This is a genomic window from Pseudoponticoccus marisrubri, from assembly GCF_001482405.1.
Classification (GTDB): domain Bacteria; phylum Pseudomonadota; class Alphaproteobacteria; order Rhodobacterales; family Rhodobacteraceae; genus Pseudoponticoccus; species Pseudoponticoccus marisrubri.
Window position 1 is genome coordinate 72047 of the sequence record NZ_LPXO01000006.1, and the last position, 17200, is coordinate 89246.

The 17200-nt window shown below is 68.5% G+C and carries 21 protein-coding genes; 14 read left to right on the plus strand and 7 right to left on the minus strand.

Features of this window, described 5'->3' with window-relative positions:
- The 3 genes from AVJ23_RS11440 to AVJ23_RS11450 form a co-directional block, all read right to left on the minus strand.
- Entirely contained in the window at positions 1 to 1026 is a 1026-nt protein-coding gene (locus AVJ23_RS11440; RefSeq protein WP_058862328.1) for a LacI family DNA-binding transcriptional regulator, read from the minus strand.
- 203 nt (positions 1027 to 1229) lie between these two features.
- Positions 1230 to 1934: a winged helix-turn-helix domain-containing protein gene (locus AVJ23_RS11445; protein WP_058862329.1), complete on the minus strand. Its 705-nt coding sequence runs from the start codon at positions 1932 to 1934 to the stop codon at positions 1230 to 1232.
- Complete coding sequence (locus tag AVJ23_RS11450) at positions 1906 to 2196, minus strand: hypothetical protein (RefSeq protein ID WP_058862330.1); 291 nt, start codon at positions 2194 to 2196, stop codon at positions 1906 to 1908. Before AVJ23_RS11450 ends, AVJ23_RS11445 begins: the two co-directional genes overlap by 29 nt.
- Before the next feature lie 231 nt (positions 2197 to 2427).
- On the opposite strand from AVJ23_RS11450, the gene AVJ23_RS11455 reads away from it, so the two are divergent.
- The 8 genes from AVJ23_RS11455 to AVJ23_RS11490 all read left to right on the plus strand — a co-directional run bounded on the left by AVJ23_RS11455 (position 2428) and on the right by AVJ23_RS11490 (position 8625).
- Entirely contained in the window at positions 2428 to 2865 is a 438-nt protein-coding gene (locus AVJ23_RS11455) for a hypothetical protein (RefSeq protein ID WP_058862331.1), read from the plus strand.
- A gap of 154 nt (positions 2866 to 3019) precedes the next feature.
- Positions 3020 to 3496 (plus strand): SsrA-binding protein SmpB, encoded by a 477-nt coding sequence (gene smpB, locus AVJ23_RS11460; RefSeq protein WP_058862332.1) that lies wholly within the window; start codon positions 3020 to 3022, stop codon positions 3494 to 3496.
- A gap of 100 nt (positions 3497 to 3596) precedes the next feature.
- Positions 3597 to 3863: a hypothetical protein gene (locus tag AVJ23_RS11465; RefSeq protein ID WP_058862333.1), complete on the plus strand. Its 267-nt coding sequence runs from the start codon at positions 3597 to 3599 to the stop codon at positions 3861 to 3863.
- A 110-nt stretch (positions 3864 to 3973) separates the two neighbouring features.
- A complete protein-coding gene (sseA, locus tag AVJ23_RS11470; protein ID WP_058862535.1) occupies positions 3974 to 4831 on the plus strand; it encodes a 3-mercaptopyruvate sulfurtransferase in 858 nt (285 codons plus the stop codon).
- Entirely contained in the window at positions 4831 to 6015 is a 1185-nt protein-coding gene (locus AVJ23_RS11475) for an amino acid aminotransferase (RefSeq protein ID WP_058862334.1), read from the plus strand. The genes sseA and AVJ23_RS11475 overlap by 1 nt, the downstream gene beginning before the upstream one ends.
- 149 nt (positions 6016 to 6164) lie before the next feature.
- A complete protein-coding gene (locus AVJ23_RS11480) occupies positions 6165 to 6854 on the plus strand; it encodes a DUF1045 domain-containing protein (RefSeq protein WP_058862335.1) in 690 nt (229 codons plus the stop codon).
- An 81-nt stretch (positions 6855 to 6935) separates the two neighbouring features.
- Positions 6936 to 8111: an alpha-D-ribose 1-methylphosphonate 5-triphosphate diphosphatase gene (locus AVJ23_RS11485; RefSeq protein WP_058862336.1), complete on the plus strand. Its 1176-nt coding sequence runs from the start codon at positions 6936 to 6938 to the stop codon at positions 8109 to 8111.
- A gap of 298 nt (positions 8112 to 8409) precedes the next feature.
- The gene (locus AVJ23_RS11490) at positions 8410 to 8625 is read left to right on the plus strand and encodes a hypothetical protein (RefSeq protein ID WP_058862337.1); all 216 of its coding nucleotides are present in this window, start codon (positions 8410 to 8412) and stop codon (positions 8623 to 8625) included.
- 156 nt (positions 8626 to 8781) lie between these two features.
- Here the strand turns inward: AVJ23_RS11490 and rpsD are convergent, their stop codons facing one another.
- Positions 8782 to 9402, minus strand: coding sequence for a 30S ribosomal protein S4 (rpsD, locus tag AVJ23_RS11495; protein WP_058862338.1), 621 nt, complete (start codon positions 9400 to 9402; stop codon positions 8782 to 8784).
- A gap of 236 nt (positions 9403 to 9638) precedes the next feature.
- Between rpsD and AVJ23_RS11500 the strand changes: the two genes are divergently transcribed.
- The 6 genes from AVJ23_RS11500 to gcvA all read left to right on the plus strand — a co-directional run bounded on the left by AVJ23_RS11500 (position 9639) and on the right by gcvA (position 15848).
- Positions 9639 to 10478 (plus strand): EAL domain-containing protein, encoded by an 840-nt coding sequence (locus AVJ23_RS11500; RefSeq protein WP_058862339.1) that lies wholly within the window; start codon positions 9639 to 9641, stop codon positions 10476 to 10478.
- Between the two features lie 157 nt (positions 10479 to 10635).
- Positions 10636 to 11811, plus strand: coding sequence for an acetyl-CoA C-acetyltransferase (locus tag AVJ23_RS11505; protein WP_058862340.1), 1176 nt, complete (start codon positions 10636 to 10638; stop codon positions 11809 to 11811).
- 39 nt (positions 11812 to 11850) lie between these two features.
- Positions 11851 to 12678 (plus strand): patatin-like phospholipase family protein, encoded by an 828-nt coding sequence (locus tag AVJ23_RS11510; protein WP_058862341.1) that lies wholly within the window; start codon positions 11851 to 11853, stop codon positions 12676 to 12678.
- Between the two features lie 72 nt (positions 12679 to 12750).
- Positions 12751 to 13476: an acetoacetyl-CoA reductase gene (gene phbB / locus AVJ23_RS11515; RefSeq protein ID WP_058862342.1), complete on the plus strand. Its 726-nt coding sequence runs from the start codon at positions 12751 to 12753 to the stop codon at positions 13474 to 13476.
- 161 nt (positions 13477 to 13637) lie between these two features.
- The gene (locus AVJ23_RS11520; protein ID WP_058862343.1) at positions 13638 to 14570 is read left to right on the plus strand and encodes a VOC family protein; all 933 of its coding nucleotides are present in this window, start codon (positions 13638 to 13640) and stop codon (positions 14568 to 14570) included.
- 321 nt (positions 14571 to 14891) lie between these two features.
- The gene (gene gcvA, locus AVJ23_RS11525) at positions 14892 to 15848 is read left to right on the plus strand and encodes a transcriptional regulator GcvA (RefSeq protein ID WP_058862344.1); all 957 of its coding nucleotides are present in this window, start codon (positions 14892 to 14894) and stop codon (positions 15846 to 15848) included.
- A gap of 27 nt (positions 15849 to 15875) precedes the next feature.
- Here the strand turns inward: gcvA and AVJ23_RS22260 are convergent, their stop codons facing one another.
- The 3 genes from AVJ23_RS22260 to AVJ23_RS11535 all read right to left on the minus strand — a co-directional run bounded on the left by AVJ23_RS22260 (position 15876) and on the right by AVJ23_RS11535 (position 17147).
- The gene (locus tag AVJ23_RS22260) at positions 15876 to 16052 is read right to left on the minus strand and encodes a YdcH family protein (RefSeq protein WP_084794516.1); all 177 of its coding nucleotides are present in this window, start codon (positions 16050 to 16052) and stop codon (positions 15876 to 15878) included.
- 116 nt (positions 16053 to 16168) lie between these two features.
- On the minus strand, positions 16169 to 16942 hold the full coding sequence (locus AVJ23_RS11530; RefSeq protein ID WP_240484625.1) for a tRNA1(Val) (adenine(37)-N6)-methyltransferase: 774 nt from the start codon (positions 16940 to 16942) through the stop codon (positions 16169 to 16171).
- On the minus strand, positions 16932 to 17147 hold the full coding sequence (locus AVJ23_RS11535) for a putative signal transducing protein (RefSeq protein ID WP_058862346.1): 216 nt from the start codon (positions 17145 to 17147) through the stop codon (positions 16932 to 16934). The genes AVJ23_RS11530 and AVJ23_RS11535 overlap by 11 nt, the downstream gene beginning before the upstream one ends.
- Between the last annotated feature and the right edge of the window lie 53 nt (positions 17148 to 17200).

The following is a 17200-nucleotide window of genomic DNA, read 5'->3' on the forward strand; positions in this document are numbered from 1 at the left end:
TCAGCGGCGCTTGAGCGTGTCGCCGTAGGAAATGCGCGGGGCCAGTTCGATCACGCGCTCGACCTCGGCCTCGGGATCCTCGACCCGGGCCGAGATGATCTGCGCCGCCTTGGTGCCGATCTCGGTCCGGCAGGCATCCATCGTCGCCAGCTGCCGCGGCAGCCCCTGCAGCAGCTCGACCCCGTTGAACCCGGCCAGACCCACCTGCCCGGGGATGTCGACCCCGGCATCCATCAGGTGCAGCAGCCCGCCCGCGGCGATCATGTCATTGGAGTAGTAGAGAAAATCCAGCTCGGGCTCGCGCTCGAGGATCGTCTTGGTCATCTCGCGCCCCTTGGCCAGCGCCGAGCCGCCCGAGTAGAATTCCTGGTCCATCACCTCGACGCCCTCCTTGGCCAGCGCCTCGGTGAACCCCTCGAACCGTTTCCGCGCGCGGTGATCCAGCGGCATCTTGGTGCCCAGGAAGCCGATGTTCTGATACCCCTGCTTGAGGATCGCGCGCGCCATCTCGCGCCCGGCGCGGCGATGGCTGATGCCGACCGCGCAATCCACCGGCGTGCCGTCGGTGTCCATGATCTCGACCACCGGGATGCCGCTGGCCTTCATCATCGCCTTCGAGGCATCCGTGTGCTCCAGCCCCGCGATGATCACCCCCGAGGGCCGCCAGGACAGCATCTCGTAGAGCACGCGCTCTTCCTTCTCGGGCATGTAATCGGTCACGCCCACCACCGGTTGAAGGTCGGTCTCCTCCAGCACGGCCGAGATGCCCGACATGACCTCGGGGAACACCATGTTGCGCAGGCTGGGGATGATCACCGCCACGAGGTTCACCCGCTGGCTGGCCAGCGCGCCCGCGATCTTGTTGGGCACGTAGCCCAGCGCCTTGGCCGCCTCCATGACCTTCTCGCGCGTCGCCTGACTGACATCGCCACGGTTGCGCAGCACGCGGCTGACAGTCATTTCCGAGACGCCAGACGCCTCGGAGACATCGCGAAGGGTCAGCGGGCGGGGATCGTCGGAAGACACGGCGGGCAGCTCCTTTTCGGAAAGTCCCTGCAAGATAGGCGGCTTGCCCCCCGATGCGCAAGGCCACGCAGGCGATGGCGGCCATGTCTTCGGGGCGGGGTGGGGACTGGCTGGCAATTGAGCGTCGCGGGAGGCACCGACAGGTAACACCCATGCGCGCGGTCATTCGAGGCCCGCCGACGCGGGATGGCCAGGCGCCGCCCTCACACCACCTCGATCACCGACTTGTCGATGGCCAGCACGTAGCCGCGGCGGGCGATGTTCTTGACGAGCAGTTCGCTGACGATCTGGTTGCCCAGGCCGTCGCGCAGGCGCTTGATGCGGGTGGCGCCGGCGGCCTCGTCGCAATCGGCCTCGGCGCGGCCCGAGATCACCGCCTCGATCTGGCTGCCCGAGAGCATCTCGTCATCCAGGCGCGCCTCGGCCAGCACCGACAGCGTCTCCATCATCGCGTCGGTCAGCTTGAACCCCATCGTGTTGAGGTAGACCGTGTTCTCGTCGCGCGAGATGATGAGCGAGTTCACCTCGATGCCCGAGCGCTCGATCTGGGCCATGCGGCGGTTCAGCGCCACCAGCATCACCAGGAAGACCAGCGCCGCCACCAGCATCGCGGCCGAGAAGACCAGCAGCACGAAGATCACCATCCGGTAGCCCGACAGCACGTCGGCAAAGGCCGTGCCCGACTGGGCGAGGATCTCGAGCAGCTTGATCTCGGCCTGGCTGGTCAGGCTGGCATTCTCGACGAAGATCCGCTCGACCCGCGCGTTGAACGCGTTGGCATCGGGCAGGGTCAGCATCAGCAGCGCGCCGGCGAGCACCAGGATCGCCACGATGGCGGCGATGCCCAGCGCGACGATGCGGGTGCCGGAGCGGCGGCTTTCAGAAGCGGAGATAGTAGGGACCGGCATTGGCAATCATCTGGCTGGAGGGGGGCGTGGTGGACAGGCCGGTCACCGTCAGAAGCGTCCACCCCCCGGCGGCCACGCGGTCGGCGGCGATCTGCTGCGCGGCATTGGCCGAGGGGCAGCTGCCCCCGATCGCGAGGATGCCGTAATGCAGCCGCAGGGGGCTGTCCTGCTTGGCCTTGTACTCGACATAGCAGTCAGCCGCGGCCGCACCGGGCTGAGCCAGCGCCAGCGCGAGGAGGAGGGAGAAGAGGATCTGTTTCATGCGGCCAATCTGGTGGGGTCTTTCCGGAAAGACAATAACGGCAGGCAGTTGCGCGGCTGTTATCGGATAGCGGCACGACAGGCCGGGTCGCTATCCGATGACCTCGGGCGGATATTGCCCGATTCCGCGCCCGGCGGACAGTCTGGTTTCACCGACCCCGGGACGGCCCCGAAGACAGGCCCGGCCCGCGACCCGACCGCACGCCCACCCGCGTCCGAAAGGAGACCGATCATGTTGCGACACCCGCTCGCCCGCCTGCTGGCCGCCACGACCGTGGCCGCCACGCTCGCCGCCGCCCCGGCCCGCGCCGAAGACGACACGCTGAGGACGCTGGCCGGCGTCGCGGCCACCGCGCTCGTGCTGGGGGCGATCCTCGATCATGTGCAGGACGGCACGGTCGAGGCGCATCACACCGGCCGCAAGCACCACCATTACGGCGCCCGGAAGGGGTGGCACCGGCCCGCCCTGCCCCGCCATTGCATCCGCGCCGTGGGCCGGCACAAGACATGGCACGTGCTGGGCGGGCGCTGCCTGAAGCGGCACTACCCTGCCGCGCACCTGCTGCCCAAACGTTGCGCCCTGCGCGCCTGGCACAAGGGCCGGCACCGCACGGTCTACCGGATCGGCTGCCTGCGCCATAGCGGCTTTGTCCTGACCCGCCGGCACTGAGCCCCCTTCGCCTTCGAGCAGTCCGGCGGTCAACGCCGGCCCGGGGGATGCCCCGCCCCCGACCGCAGGGGTCCCGGCAACGGGGCCCCTGCGCGCCGTCCGAATGGCCCGGGGGCATGGACAGGCGGCCCCGGCGTGACTATCTACAGCGGCCATGGCCAAGACACCCAAGACAAACCCGAACTACAAGGTGATCGCCGAGAACCGGCGCGCGCGCTTCGATTACGCGATCGAAGACGATCTGGAATGCGGGATCGTGCTGGAAGGGTCCGAGGTGAAGTCGCTGCGCCAGAACACCTCGAACATCGCCGAGAGCTATGCCGCGGTCGAGAATGGCGAGCTGTGGCTGGTCAATGCCTATATCGCGCCTTACGAGCAGGCCATGTTCGGCCATGACGACCGGCGGCGGCGCAAGCTGCTCTGCTCCAAGCGCGAGCTGGCCCGGCTGTGGAACGAGACCCAGCGCAAGGGCATGACGCTTGTCCCGCTGGTGCTCTATTTCAACCACAAGGGCATCGCCAAGATCAAGATCGGCATCGCCAAGGGCAAGAAGACGGTGGACAAGCGCGCCACCGAGGCCAAGCGCGACTGGAACCGCCAGAAACAGCGCCTGCTGAAAGAGCGCGGCTGAGGGGAAACCGCCGCGCGGCTTCCCGTTACGTGGCCCGGCCAAGCCCGCTATCCCTGACCGCGTGCCGGCACGGACCGGCGCGTCATGCGGGGGACGCGGTTTGGACATTCTGCCCTTGATCATCCAGTTCATCGCGGGGCTGCTGGCCGGCGGGCTGGCCAGCCGGCATGTGGACCCCGTGGGCGGCGATCTGCTGCTGGGCGCGGCCTTCGGTGCGGCGGGTGGCGTCTGCGCCGGTGTCCTTCCCGGGCTGGGCGGGGGCGCGGTGTCGCTGCTCGGCGCGGTTGCCACGGTGCTCTGGGCCGGGCTGGGCGGCGCGCTGCTGGGTGCCGCGGGCGCGCGGCTGCGGATCCTCGTGACCCGCTAGCCGCGGGCGATCAAGGCCCGTTTGCGGCCGCCAGGATGCGCCTTGGCTTGCAAGCCGCCGTCCCGGCGCATAAGCACATGGCATCCATGAGCGACGACCGGGGTGAGAGCATGGCCGCAGACGATCCGAAAACGCTGGTTTCGACCGGGTGGCTGGCGCAGCATCTCAAGGACCCCGACCTGCGCATCCTCGATGCCAGCTGGTACCTGCCCGAGGCCGCGCGCGACCCCAAGGCCGAATACGCGGCGGCGCATATCCCCGGGGCCCGGTTCTTCGACATCGACGAGATCGCCGATCTGCGCTCGGACCTGCCGCACATGGCGCCGCCGGTCGAGAAGTTCATGTCGCGCATGCGCGCCATGGGCGTGGGCGACGGCCACCAGGTCGTGGTCTATGACGGGGCCGGGCTGATGTCGGCGGCGCGCGTCTGGTGGACCTTCAAGCTGATGGGCCATGACGACGTGGCGGTGCTGGATGGCGGCTTTCCCAAGTGGCAGGCCGAGGGCCGCCCGGTCGAGGACATGGCCCCCATGGTGCGCGACCGCCACATGACGGTGCGCCGGCAGAACCACCTGGTCCGGGATGTCACGCAGGTCTCGGCCGCCGCCAAGCTGCGCGATGTCGAGATCCTCGATGCCCGCAGTGCCCCGCGCTTCCGCGGCGAGGCGCCCGAGCCGCGCGAGGGGTTGCGCAGCGGGCACATTCCCGGCTCGCGCAACGTGCCCTTCCGCACCCTGCTGGAGGAGGACGGCACGATGAAGACGGCCGAGGATCTGCGCGCCGCCTTTGCCGCCGCCGGGGTCGATCTGGACCGGCCCGCGATCACCACCTGCGGCTCGGGCGTGACCGCCGCGATCCTGAACCTCGCGCTCGAACGGCTCGGCAAGACGGATCATTCCCTTTATGACGGGTCCTGGGCGGAATGGGGCGCCTTCCCGACCCTGCCCATCGCAACCGGAGACGACTGATGTTCGAACATCTCAAGGAACAGCCCGCCGACAAGATCCTCGCGCTGATGGAGGCCTTCAAGGCCGACCCGCGTGACAACAAGATCGACCTCGGCGTCGGCGTCTACAAGGATGCCGACGGCAACACGCCGATCATGGCCGCCATCAAGCAGGCCGAAAAGCAGCTCTGGGAGGCCGAGACCACCAAGTCCTATACCGGGCTGGCCGGCGATCCCGGCTTTGCCGACGCCATGGTGTCGCTGATCCTGGGCGAGGCGGTGCCGCGCGACACGGTGGCCGCGGCCGCGACGCCCGGCGGCACGGGCGCGGTGCGGCAGGCCTTCGACCTGGTGCGCATGGCCAACCCCAAGGCGCGCATCTTCGTCAGCGACCCGACCTGGCCCAACCACCTGTCGATCCTCAAGCACATGGGCATCGAGACCGTGGCCTACCGCTATTTCGACAACGAGACGCGGGCGGTGGATTTCGACGGCATGATGGCCGATCTGGCGCAGGTGACCGGCGATGACGTGGTGCTGCTGCATGGCTGCTGCCACAACCCCACCGGCGCGAACCTGAACCTGTCGCAATGGCGCGAGGTCGTGGCGCTGCTGAACGACAAGGGCGCGCTGCCCATGATCGACATCGCGTACCAGGGCTTCGGCGACGGGCTGGAAGAGGATGCGGCCGGCGTGCGGCTGGTCGCCTCGGAGACGCCGGAATGCCTGATCGCGGCCTCCTGCTCGAAGAATTTCGGCATCTACCGCGAACGCACCGGGCTGCTGATGGCGGTGGCGCGAGACGCGGACGGGCGCAAGCTCAACCAGGGCACGCTGAACTATCTCAACCGGCAGAACTATTCCTTCCCGCCCGATCACGGCGCGCGGCTGGTGACCATGGTGCTGAGCGATGCCGAGCTGCGCGCCAGCTGGCAAGCCGAGCTGGAAGAGATGCGCACCGGCATGCTGGCCCTGCGCGAGCAGCTGGCCACCGAGCTGCAGCGCCTGTCGGGATCGGACCGGTTCGGTTTCCTCGCCCAGCATCGCGGCATGTTCTCGCGGCTGGGGGCAACGCCCGAGCAGGTGGCGCGGATGCGTGAGGATCACGGCGTGTACATGGTGGGCGATTCCCGGCTGAACATCGCCGGTCTGAACCGCAACTCGGTCCCGATCCTGGCCGAGGCGATCGTGAAGACCGGGATCTGATCCAAAGGGGCGGGCCGTGCCGGCCCGCTCTGCTTGCCTCGTCCTCGGCCCTGCGGCCTCGGCCTCGCGCCCGTGGGACCGTGACGCACCGGATGCGCGGCGGGGCCGGTGGCACGGGTCGGATCCGCCAATGTCCGGAGCGCCGTGCCATGCGCGATTTCACCCGCTACGCCATCTACTACACCTTCCCGCCCGGCCCTCTGGCAGAGTTCGGCGCGGCCTGGCTGGGCTGGGACGCGGCACGCGGGCAGGAAGTGACCCCGCCCGAGATCGGCCCGCTGCCGCGGCCCGTCACGGAGCTGACCGCGACCCCGCGCAAATACGGGCTGCACGGCACGATCAAGCCGCCCTTTCAACTGGCCGAGGGCGCGCGGGCGGCCGATCTGCAGGCGGCCTTCCGGGCTTTCTGCGATACCCGTGCGCCCGTGATGCTGGACGGGCTGCGCCTGGCACGGATGGGCAGCTTCCTCGCGCTGATGCCCGAGGGTGAGACCGGGCCGCTGTCCGATCTCGCCGCGGCGGTCGTGGCCGGGCTGGACGCCTTTCGTTCGCCGCTGACCCCGGACGCGCTGGCCCGCCGGCGCCAAGCCCGGCTGACCGAGCGGCAGGAGGCGCTCTTGCTGCGCTGGGGCTACCCCCACGTGATGGAGGCGTTCCGCTTTCACGTCACGCTGACCGGCCGGCTGTCCCGCGCCGAGGCCGAGCAGACCCGCACCACCCTTGAGCCCGTCCTCGCCCCGCTGCTGCCCCGCCCCTTTGCCGTGGAGGCGCTGACCCTTTGCGGCGAGGATGGGACCGGCCGCTTTCACGAGATCGACCGGCGCAGTCTGGCCGGCTGATCCCCCCGCCCTGTCATTGGCGCGATACATTCCTTGGCTAGAGGGGACGGACCCGAAGCCTTCACGATGTCGAGCAGTCCAATGGCAAGCGCCCCCGCCTCCCTGCGCCTGACCGGCGCGACCGTCCTGCGGGACGGCGCGCTGCAGAAGCGCTCTGTCGCGATCGAGGACGGGCGCATCAGCAAGGGTCCCCTGCCCGAGGTCGACCTGCGCGGCTATTTCGTGATGCCGGGGCTGATCGACCTGCAGGGCACCGGGTTCGAACGGCATCTGCGCCTTGTGCCCGGCACGCCCCCCGGGCTGCGCCACGCCCTGCGCGCCACCGATCGCGAGGCTGCCGCCCATGGCATCACCACCGGCTGGCTGGCCCATCGCTGGAGCTGGGAGGACGGGCTGCACGGGCCGGTGCGGGCCGAGGCCTTTGCCCGCGCGCTGGACAGCTATCGGGGTGAGGCGCTGACCGATCTGCGCCTGCATATCCGCTGCGAGACGCACACCACCGCGACGGCCGACCGGCTGCTGGCCCTGGTGCGGCGCCACCCGGTGGGCTTTGTCACCTTCACCGACACGCTGCGCCGGGTCCGCGACCTGCTGCATGGCGATGCCGCGCCGCTGGCGCTGCTTGCGGCCGAGGCCGGCTGCGAGGTGACCGCCTATCGCGATGCCGCCCGCGAAGCGCTGCGGCAGAGACCCGAGGTGCCGCGCTATCTTTGCCGGCTGGCCGAGGCCTTCGACCTGCTGGGCGTCGCCTATGGCAGCCATGACGACGCCGATGGGGAGACGCGCGAGATGTACGCGATGATCGGTGCCAAGATCTGCGCCCTGCCCGCCCACCGATCGGCCGCCGCGCTGGCCCGCGCCGTGGGCGATCCGATCGTGCTGGGCGCGCCGGGCGTGGTCCACCCGCCGCTGGGCGCACCCTCGCCGCTGGACCTGGTCGAATCGCGGCTGGGCGATGCGCTGGTCTCGGCCCAGTCCTACCCGTCGCTGCCGCAGGCGGTCTTCGCGCTGGTCGATGCCGGGGTGCTGGACCTTGTGCGCGGCTGGCAGATGGTCTCCTCCACCCCGGCTGAGATCCTGCGCCTGTCCGATCGCGGGGTGATCGATTACGGCCGCCGCGCCGACCTGGCCATCGTGAATGCCCGAACCCGGTCGATCGAGGCGACAATCTGCGGCGGGCGGATCACGCATCTCGTGGGCGAGGCGGCGCAGCGTTTCCTCGGGGCCCGCGAAGCGGTGCGCCTTGCCGCGGAATGACCACAGGGTTTTTACGCCGGCTTAACACCGCTGTTACGAAACCCTTCTATGCATGCATTGTGAGTGTGACCGCACCCCGCGCCAGCCCAATTCATGGCCGGGACATATTCTTCGGTAGTTTCACGAGGCATTTCAGCACCAAACCGGGCGGTCTTCGGACCGCCCTTTTTCGTTTCCCGCCCTGAACCGCCATGCACCGCACGCGACGCGGCTATGCAGGATGCGGCCTTTTCGCCTCGTTCGGGCAGGCCTAATTTTGGGTCAGGGAGGATGACCTGTTCACAGAAAGAGGTATCCGATGGCACTTGCAGACACACATCACGAACCGCGCGGCAATCTCCTTGCGTCGTTCTTCGACCGCATCCTGAACGGAATGGCCTGGCTCGCCGAGCATGACAGCCGCCTGCGCCGCGCCGAGCGCCTGAACGCCATGTCCGACGAACAGCTGGCCAAGCTGGGCCTGAAGCGCCAGGACATCGTGCGCCACGTCTTTGGCGGCGCCTATTTCGTCTGACACCGAACGGCCCGGGCGCTGACGCCCAACCGATGCCGGACAACAAGACCGCATGCCCCAACGGGCGCGCGGTCTTTTTTTGTGCACCCCAAGGGCCAAGCAAAAAAAGGGCCGCCCCGGCTGGACGGCCCTTCTGTCTGCGGCGCAGGACCGTGATCAGTTCTGCGCGTAGAATTCGATGACGAGGTTCGGTTCCATGACGACCGGGTAGGGCACGTCGGACAGGCCGGGCATGCGCACGAAGGTTGCGGTCATCTTGGAGTGGTCGGCCTCGATATAGTCGGGCACGTCGCGTTCGGGCAGCTGGGTCGCCTCGATCAGCGCGGCCATCTGGCGCGACTTCTCGCGGACCTCGATGACGTCGCCTTCCTTGACGCGGTAGCTGGGGATGTTCACGCGCTTGCCGTTGACCAGCACATGGCCGTGGTTCACGAACTGGCGGGCGGCAAAGATGGTCGGCACGAACTTGGCGCGATAGACCACGGCGTCCAGGCGACGCTCCAGCAGGCCGATCAGCAGCTCACCGGTGTCGCCGCGCAGGCGCTCGGCCTCGGAATAGATACGGCGGAACTGCTTTTCGGTCAGGTCGCCGTAATAGCCCTTCAGCTTCTGCTTGGCGCGCAGCTGCAGGCCGAAATCGGACATCTTCTGCTTGCGGCGTTGACCGTGCTGGCCGGGGCCGTATTCGCGGCGGTTGACCGGCGACTTGGGGCGGCCCCAGATGTTTTCGCCCATGCGGCGGTCGATCTTGTACTTGGCAGTCGTGCGTTTGGTCACGGCTGATCTCCTTCGGTCATGGTTTCGAAGGGCGTTGTCCTCTCTCCGGAGTTTGCCGAAGCGACAGGGCATCCCCTTGCGGGGGCCACCAACACCAATGAGCGCGCGCTTATACAGGGCCCCGGGAGCGTGTCAAGCGGCGCGATCCGGGGCGCCGGGATCCGCCGCATTTTCCGAAAATGCGGAACATTAAGTGAACTTTAAACCTGCGCACGGCAGAGTGAGCGCATTCGTGGATGGAGGCTGACTTGACACGGAATCAACTGGAGCTGCCCGGCGGCGCACGCAATGCGCTCGAACACGCGGTCATGGCGCGCGATGCGACCGTGAAGGACATGGTGCGGCGCGCGATCCAGCACCGACAGGTCATGCTGGCCTTCCAGCCCGTGGTGCAGGCGCAGGCGCAGGACCGCATCGCCTTTCACGAGGGGCTGATCCGCGTGCTGGACGAAACCGGTCGAATCATCCCCGCGCGCGAGTTCATCACCACTGTCGAAGAGACCGAGCAGGGCCGCCTGCTGGACTGCATCGCCTTGGAAAAGGGGCTGGCCGAGCTGGCCCGCGTGCCCGAGTTGCGCTTGTCGATCAACATGTCGGCGCGCTCCATCGGCTACCGCAAGTGGATGCGCACGCTGACGCGCGGCATCACGCAGGACCCCACGATCGCCGAGCGGCTGATCCTCGAGATCACCGAAAGCTCGGCCATCACCGTGCCCGAGCTGGTCGTCTCCTTCATGAACGAGCTGCAGAAGAAGGGCATCACCTTCGCCATCGACGATTTCGGGGCCGGCTACACGGCGCTGCGCTACTTCAAGGAGTTCCGCTTCGACATCCTCAAGATCGACGGCACCTTCTCGCGCGGGATCGCCCGCGACGCCGACAACCAGGTGCTGGTGGCGGCCTTTGCCTCGGTGGCTGAGCAGTTCGACATGTTCACCGTGGCCGAATCCGTCGAGACGCCCGAGGATGCCGCGACGCTGGCGGCGCTGGGGCTCGACTGCCTGCAGGGCTATCTCTTCGCGGCGCCCACGGTGCGCCCGCCCTGGCGCGAGAGCGCGGAACGCAAGCAGGCCTGAGCCGACCATCCCCCGCGTCATGACTGAGACACCCTGTCCGGTTTGACTTAGCAGTCGAATGGCCTAGGACAGCGCCGACCCGCGCAGAGGAGTGGTTTCGCACGCTGTGGAATCGCGGTATGCCTTTGCGCACACGCATGGGCCTGGAGGACCACACATGACCAATGTCGTTATCGCAAGCGCTGCCCGCACCGCCGTCGGCAGCTTTGGCGGCTCGTTCGCAAACACGCCTGCCCATGACCTGGGTGCCGCGGTGCTGGAGGCGCTGGTCGCGCGCGCCGGCATCGAGAAGGGTGAGGTGTCCGAGACCATCCTGGGCCAGGTGCTGACCGCCGCGCAAGGTCAGAACCCCGCACGCCAGGCGCATATCAATGCCGGCCTGCCCAAGGAAAGCGCTGCCTGGGGCATCAACCAGGTCTGCGGCTCGGGCCTGCGGGCCGTGGCGCTTGGCGCGCAGCACATCATGCTGGGCGATGCCGCCATCGTCTGCGCCGGCGGGCAGGAGAACATGACCTTGTCGCCCCATGCCGCGCATCTGCGCGCCGGCCACAAGATGGGCGACATGAAATACATCGACACGATGATCCGCGACGGGCTGTGGGACGCGTTCAACGGCTACCACATGGGCAACACCGCCGAGAACGTAGCCGAGCAGTGGCAGATCAGCCGCGACCAGCAGGACGAGTTCGCGCTGGCCAGCCAGAACAAGGCCGAGGCCGCGCAGAAGGCCGGCCGCTTCGATGACGAGGTCGTGGCCTTCACCGTCAAGACCCGCAAGGGCGACATCGTGGTCGACAAGGACGAGTATATCCGCCACGGCGCCACGATCGAGGGCATGCAGAAGCTGCGCCCGGCCTTCGCCAAGGACGGCTCGGTCACCGCGGCCAACGCCTCGGGCCTGAACGACGGCGCCGCCGGCGCATTGCTGATGTCGGCCGACGAGGCCGAGAAGCGCGGGATCGAGCCACTGGCCCGCATCGCCTCCTACGCGACCGCCGGGCTCGACCCGTCGATCATGGGCGTGGGCCCGATCCATGCCAGCCGCAAGGCGCTCGACAAGGCCGGCTGGAAGGTCGAGGATCTCGACCTCGTCGAGGCGAACGAAGCCTTCGCCGCGCAGGCCTGCGCCGTGAACAAGGACATGGGCTGGGATCCGGCCATCGTGAACGTGAATGGCGGTGCCATCGCCATCGGCCACCCGATCGGCGCCTCGGGCGCCCGCGTCCTGAACACGCTGCTCTTCGAGATGAAGCGCCGCGACGCCAAGAAGGGCCTCGCCACGCTCTGCATCGGCGGCGGCATGGGCGTCGCGCTCTGCGTCGAACGTCCCTGACACGGCATGAGACGGGCCCTTCGGGGCCCGTTTTCGATCATGGCGACGATACCACGGGATCCAGACCAGCTGGTGTTTTCCGGCGGCGGGCTGCGCTGCTTCTGGCAGGGCGGGTTTCTGACCGGCCTCGGCAAACGCTATAGCTTTGCGCCGAAACGCGTGACCGGCGTTTCGGGCGGCGCGCTGGCCGGGGCGGCCTGGCTGTCGGGGACCGAGCATCGCCTGCTGGAGGAGATGTGCGCCGCCTTCGAGCAGCGCGACCACAATCTCGATCTCTTCGCGGCGGACGAGGACGGGATCACCCCGCATCAGCGGCTCTATTGCGACGTGGTCGCGCGGGTGCTGGATGACGCGGCCTGCCGCAAGGTGGCGGACGGGCCGCAGTTCCAGATCCAGATCGCGCACCCGCCCGGCACCGGCCACCCGACGCTGACCGGCACCGCGCTGGCCGCCGCCTACGAGGCGGAGCTGCACCTCGTCGGCTCGCCGCATTTCAACTGGGCCGAGAAGATGGGCCTGACCGCGCAGCTGGTCGACGCGAACCAGGCGGCGCGCGACGGGCGGCTGGTCGATCTCGTGAACGCCGCCGCGGTCATCCCGCCGGTCTTCGAGCCGCCGCTCTGGGACGGTCGCCGCGTGGTCGATGGCGGCATGGCCGACCAGGCGCCGATGCCTGACCCCGACCGGGGCGAGACGCTGATCCTGCTGACGCGGGACTACAAGCGCCTGCCCCGGATCCCGGGCCGCAGCTACATTTGCCCGGGCGAGGAGACGCCGGCCGACAAGATCGACTTCACCGATCCGCAGAAACTGCGGGACACCTGGGCGCTGGGTGAAGAGGATGCGCAACGATATCTGGAGGGGTGAGCGCAACTTTGTTGCGCTCAGGCGCCCAACGTGACTACAAACTTACCCAACAATGCCAGAACGGAGGACATCATGGCGAGAGTAGCACTTGTGACCGGCGGAAGCCGGGGGATCGGCGAGGCCATTTCCAAGGCCCTGAAAGCCGAAGGCTACGAGGTTGCCGCGACCTATGCCGGCAATGACGAGAAGGCCGCCAAATTCACCGAAGAGACCGGCATCAAGACCTACAAGTGGAATGTCGGCGACTATGCCGCCTCCAAGGCCGGGATCGAACAGGTCGAGGCCGATCTGGGCCCGATCGACGTGGTGGTCGCCAATGCCGGCATCACCCGCGACGCGGCCTTCCACAAGATGACCCCCGAGATGTGGAACGAGGTCATCGCCACCAACCTCACCGGCGTGTTCAACACGGTGCACCCGTGCTGGCCCGGCATGCGTGAGCGCGGCTTCGGCCGGATCATCGTGATCTCGTCGATCAACGGCCAGAAGGGCCAGGCCGGCCAGGTCAACTATGCCGCCACCAAGGCAGGCGACCTCGGCATCATCAAGAGCCTCGCGCAGGAAGGCGCGCGCAAGGGCATCACCGCCAATGCCGTCTGCCCGGGCTATATCGGCACCGAGATGGTGCGCGCGATCCCCGAGAAGGTCCTCAACGAGGTCATCATCCCGCAGATCCCCACCGGCCGCCTGGGCGAACCCGAAGAGATCGCGCGCTGCGTGACCTTCCTGGCCTCGGACGATGCGGGCTTCATCAACGGCTCGACCATCTCGGCCAACGGCGCGCAGTTCTTCTCCTGACCGCCGCGACCTGACGCTCTGGCAGCGCCCCGCCCTCTGCGCGGGGCGCTTTCGTATCCGGCGCCATCTGTGCACAGGCGCACCAAACCGCCGCGCGCATGCGGCTATCCTTGCAGGCACGAACATCCTACCTCTGCCGCGACAGCAAGAGGAGAGATGCCATGCTGACCCAGATCAACGGATTGCACCACGTGACCTCGCTGGCCAGCGGGGCGCGCAGCAACAATGACTTCTTCACCCGCGTGCTCGGCCTGCGCCGCGTCAAGAAAACGGTGAATTTCGACGCGCCGGATGTCTACCACCTGTATTACGGCGACGAGACGGGCTCGCCCGGCTCGGTCATGACCTATTTCCCCTTCCCCGGCGCGCGGCGCGGCCGGGCGGGAACCGGAGAGGTGGCGACCACGGGCTTTGCCGTGCCGCGCGACGCCCTGCCCTACTGGGAGACGCGGCTGGCCGAACACGGCGTCGCCGGGCTGGAGCGGCAGACGGTCCTGGGCGAATCGCGCCTGGCGTTTCGCGGACCCGATGGCGACGGTTTCGCGCTGGTGGCGGTCGAGGACGGGCGCGCGCCCTGGACCGGGACGGAGGTGCCCGAAGAGGTGGCGATTCGCGGTTTCCACTCGGTCGACATGCGGCTGTCCCCGCGCGGCGCGGGCGCCAGCGCCGAACTGCTGCGCTTCATGGGATATGAGGAGGGTGAGACACAGGGCGCGACGACGCGCTTCCGGGTGCCCGGTGCGGACGTGGCAGACGTGATCGACATCACGCAGACCGACGCGCCAGCGGCCGATCAGGGCGCCGGGAGCGTGCATCACGTCGCCTTTTCGGTGGCCGATCGCGCCGCGCAGCTGGAGGTGCGCAAGGCGCTGCTCGACACGGGCTACCAGGTCACCCCGGTGATCGACCGCGACTATTTCTGGGCGATCTATTTCCGCTCGCCCGGCGGCGTGTTGTTCGAAGTCGCCACGAACGAGCCCGGCTTCGACCGCGACGAGGATCTGGCGACTCTGGGCGCGGCGCTGAAGCTGCCCCGCCAGCACGCCCATCTGCGCGACCGGCTGGAACAGCTGCTGGAGCCGATCGAGGCGTGAGGATCCACGGCGCCCCCGCAGCCGCAATGGTTCGGGGGCGCCGCCGCGGGCCGACGGGCCCCGCACGGGGCCTGCGGCCTTGCGCGCCGGGCTCAGCCCCTGCGCGTGAAGAGGGCGGACCAGAACCCCGCCACGGCCGCGCCGCGGGCGGCGTGGGCGGCACGGATGGCTTCACGGTGGCGGCGGTCCATGGCGGCTTCGAGCACGGGTCTTCTCCTGGAACAGTTTTCCTTGACTGCCCCCTAGGTATGGCCGATCAGGTATTCAAACAAACGAGACTTCTGCAACGCCCGGTTAAGAATAACTGATCCGAGACCCGCCATGGCCGACCGCCTGCCGCCGCTGACCGCCCTGCGCGCCTTCGAGGCCGCGGCGCGCCACATGTCCTTTGCCAAGGCGGCGGAGGAGCTGAACGTGACGCCGGCCGCGCTGTCCTTCCAGATCAAGAACCTTGAGGAACAGCTGGGCCAGCCGGTCTTCCGCCGCCTGAACCGCGCGGTGGAGCTGACCGAGGCCGGGCGCGTGCTGGCCCCCGAGACGACCGAGGGGTTCGAGCGGCTGACCCGGGCCTGGCGCGCGGCCCGCCGGCTGCAACAGGCCCGCAGCCTTGCCGTGACGGCGGGGCCGGCCTTCACCGCCAAGTGCCTTGCGCCGCGGCTCTACAATTTCGCGCAGGCCCATCCCGAGATCGAGCTGCGCTTCGTCGCCGGGCTGCACATGATGGATTTCGACCGCGACGAGATCGACGTGGCCATCCGCTACGGCTATGGCGCCGACGAGGGGATGTACAGCCTGCACCTGATCGACGAGGGGATCACCCCGGTCATGCGGCCCGAGCTGGCCGAGCGCTTCCCGACACCCGCCAGCCTGGCCGAGGCGCCGCTGATCCAGGACGGCTCGCATGATTTCATGGATCCGCCGGCCGGCTGGGATGTCTGGTTCCGTGCCAACGGGCTGGGCGCGCCGCCCGTGCCCTCGACCCGGTTCTCGCAGGCCGATCACGCGCTGGATGCCACGCTGACCGGCAGCGGCATCGTGCTGACCCGCACCTCTCTGGCGCAGAGCTACCTCGCGACCGGCCAGCTGGTCGCGCCCTACGAGATCGCGCTGACCACGCGGGCGCGGTTCCGGTTCCTGTGCAAGCTGGGGGTGGAAAAGCGCCCGCAGGTCGCGGCCTTCCGCGACTGGCTGCTCTCTGAAATCCGGGCCTTGCCCACCGGGCTCGAGGGCAAGACGCTGGTGTCGGTATCGGATGTTCCGACGGCGGACCTGCCCTGACGGACAGGCCCGGGAGTGCGGCGCGGCCTAGTGGACCGGCTGCGCCTGGATACGCTCGATCTCCTCCTTGATCCTCAGCTTGCGCTTTTTCAGGTCCGCGATGTGCAGGTCGTCCACGCCGGGGGCGCGCTGCGCTTCCTCGACGGCGTCCGAGAGGGAACGATGCTTCTTCTTCAGTTCCTGCAAGTGCGAACTCAAGCTCATGGGGACCTCCTTTGCATGGGTGAGACCTGCAGTGCAGCACAGGATTCGCAACCTGTCACGCTGCAGCTGCACAATAATCTGACGAGTTTGTAACAAACCGGGCCGGTGCGGCGAAATTATGCCGGAAAGGGCAGGCCCGCCCCCTCCTGCATCACCGCGGCAAGGGGCGGCGTGTAGCGGCTGCCCGGTTCCTCGTGCCGGTCGCCCGCATGCAGCACGACAGGCGCGTGAAAGCGGAATGCGGCCCGCCCGTCCTTGCGCGCCCGCACCAGCACCAGCCGCGGCGGGCGGCCTTCGCGCGGCGCCAGCGGCAGCAGCTCCAGCGCGCCCAGATGCGCGGCGCAGGCCTCGAGCAGTTCGGGCAGGCGTTCGGCGCGCTGGATGAAGGTGGCAAAGCCGCGCGGCTTGAGCCGTTTCGCCGCCACCTGCACCCAGAGGGCCAGCGGCGTCTGCCCGGCCAGCGCGATCTCGCGGTCGGCGGCCTCGGCCCCGATGCGGCGGGCGGCCTCGAAATAAGGTGGGTTGGCGATCACGTGGTCAAAGCTCTCGGCCCGCAGCGCGCGCGGCAGGCAGGCGAGGTCGCCGGTCAGGATCTCGCCCTCCAGCCCGTTCTGGGCCAGGTTGCGCCGCGCCAATTCGGCATAGCCCGGTTGCAGCTCCAGCCCGACCAGCCGCAGATCCGGCACCCGTGTGCCCAGGCAGCACAGCGCCGGTGCCGCGCCGCAGCCCAGCTCCAGCACGCTCTGCCCCGGTCTGGCGGCGGTCGAGGCGGCCAGAAGCACCGGGTCGGTGCCCGCGCGATAGCCGCGGATCGGCTGCCACAGGCGCACCCGCCCGCCCAGCATCGCGTCGCAGCCCAGTTCGTCAGGGCCGAAAGGCTCAGTCCTCAAACCGCACCCCGTTCTCGCGCAGCACCCGGCGCGCCGCGTCGATCTCGGCACTGCGCACCATCAGTCGCCGCGGCAAGATGCCTATGGAGCCTTCCAGCACGCTCATGTTTACGTCCAACTCAAAGCTGTCTATACCCGCGTCGTCCAGAAGGGTCCGGGCCAGCGGGATCAGGGTGATGTCGTTGGTGCGCAGCAACTCTTCCATGGGAGCGATGTAAGGACAAGGCCGGCCGGATGTCGAGCCTTGCACGGGAGTGT

Coding starts and splice junctions, on each gene's coding strand:
- AVJ23_RS11510 (WP_058862341.1), top strand. CDS start 11,851: ATGGCGACGATACCACGGGATCCAGACCAGCTGGTGTTTTCCGGCGGC.
- AVJ23_RS11490 (WP_058862337.1), top strand. CDS start 8,410: ATGGCACTTGCAGACACACATCACGAACCGCGCGGCAATCTCCTTGCG.
- smpB (WP_058862332.1), top strand. CDS start 3,020: ATGGCCAAGACACCCAAGACAAACCCGAACTACAAGGTGATCGCCGAG.
- AVJ23_RS11500 (WP_058862339.1), top strand. CDS start 9,639: ATGGAGGCTGACTTGACACGGAATCAACTGGAGCTGCCCGGCGGCGCA.
- phbB (WP_058862342.1), top strand. CDS start 12,751: ATGGCGAGAGTAGCACTTGTGACCGGCGGAAGCCGGGGGATCGGCGAG.
- AVJ23_RS11450 (WP_058862330.1), bottom strand. CDS start 2,196: ATGAAACAGATCCTCTTCTCCCTCCTCCTCGCGCTGGCGCTGGCTCAG.
- sseA (WP_058862535.1), top strand. CDS start 3,974: ATGGCCGCAGACGATCCGAAAACGCTGGTTTCGACCGGGTGGCTGGCG.
- AVJ23_RS11455 (WP_058862331.1), top strand. CDS start 2,428: ATGTTGCGACACCCGCTCGCCCGCCTGCTGGCCGCCACGACCGTGGCC.
- AVJ23_RS11445 (WP_058862329.1), bottom strand. CDS start 1,934: ATGCCGGTCCCTACTATCTCCGCTTCTGAAAGCCGCCGCTCCGGCACC.
- AVJ23_RS11485 (WP_058862336.1), top strand. CDS start 6,936: ATGGCAAGCGCCCCCGCCTCCCTGCGCCTGACCGGCGCGACCGTCCTG.
- AVJ23_RS11505 (WP_058862340.1), top strand. CDS start 10,636: ATGACCAATGTCGTTATCGCAAGCGCTGCCCGCACCGCCGTCGGCAGC.
- AVJ23_RS11520 (WP_058862343.1), top strand. CDS start 13,638: ATGCTGACCCAGATCAACGGATTGCACCACGTGACCTCGCTGGCCAGC.
- AVJ23_RS22260 (WP_084794516.1), bottom strand. CDS start 16,052: ATGAGCTTGAGTTCGCACTTGCAGGAACTGAAGAAGAAGCATCGTTCC.
- AVJ23_RS11475 (WP_058862334.1), top strand. CDS start 4,831: ATGTTCGAACATCTCAAGGAACAGCCCGCCGACAAGATCCTCGCGCTG.
- AVJ23_RS11535 (WP_058862346.1), bottom strand. CDS start 17,147: ATGGAAGAGTTGCTGCGCACCAACGACATCACCCTGATCCCGCTGGCC.
- gcvA (WP_058862344.1), top strand. CDS start 14,892: ATGGCCGACCGCCTGCCGCCGCTGACCGCCCTGCGCGCCTTCGAGGCC.
- AVJ23_RS11480 (WP_058862335.1), top strand. CDS start 6,165: ATGCGCGATTTCACCCGCTACGCCATCTACTACACCTTCCCGCCCGGC.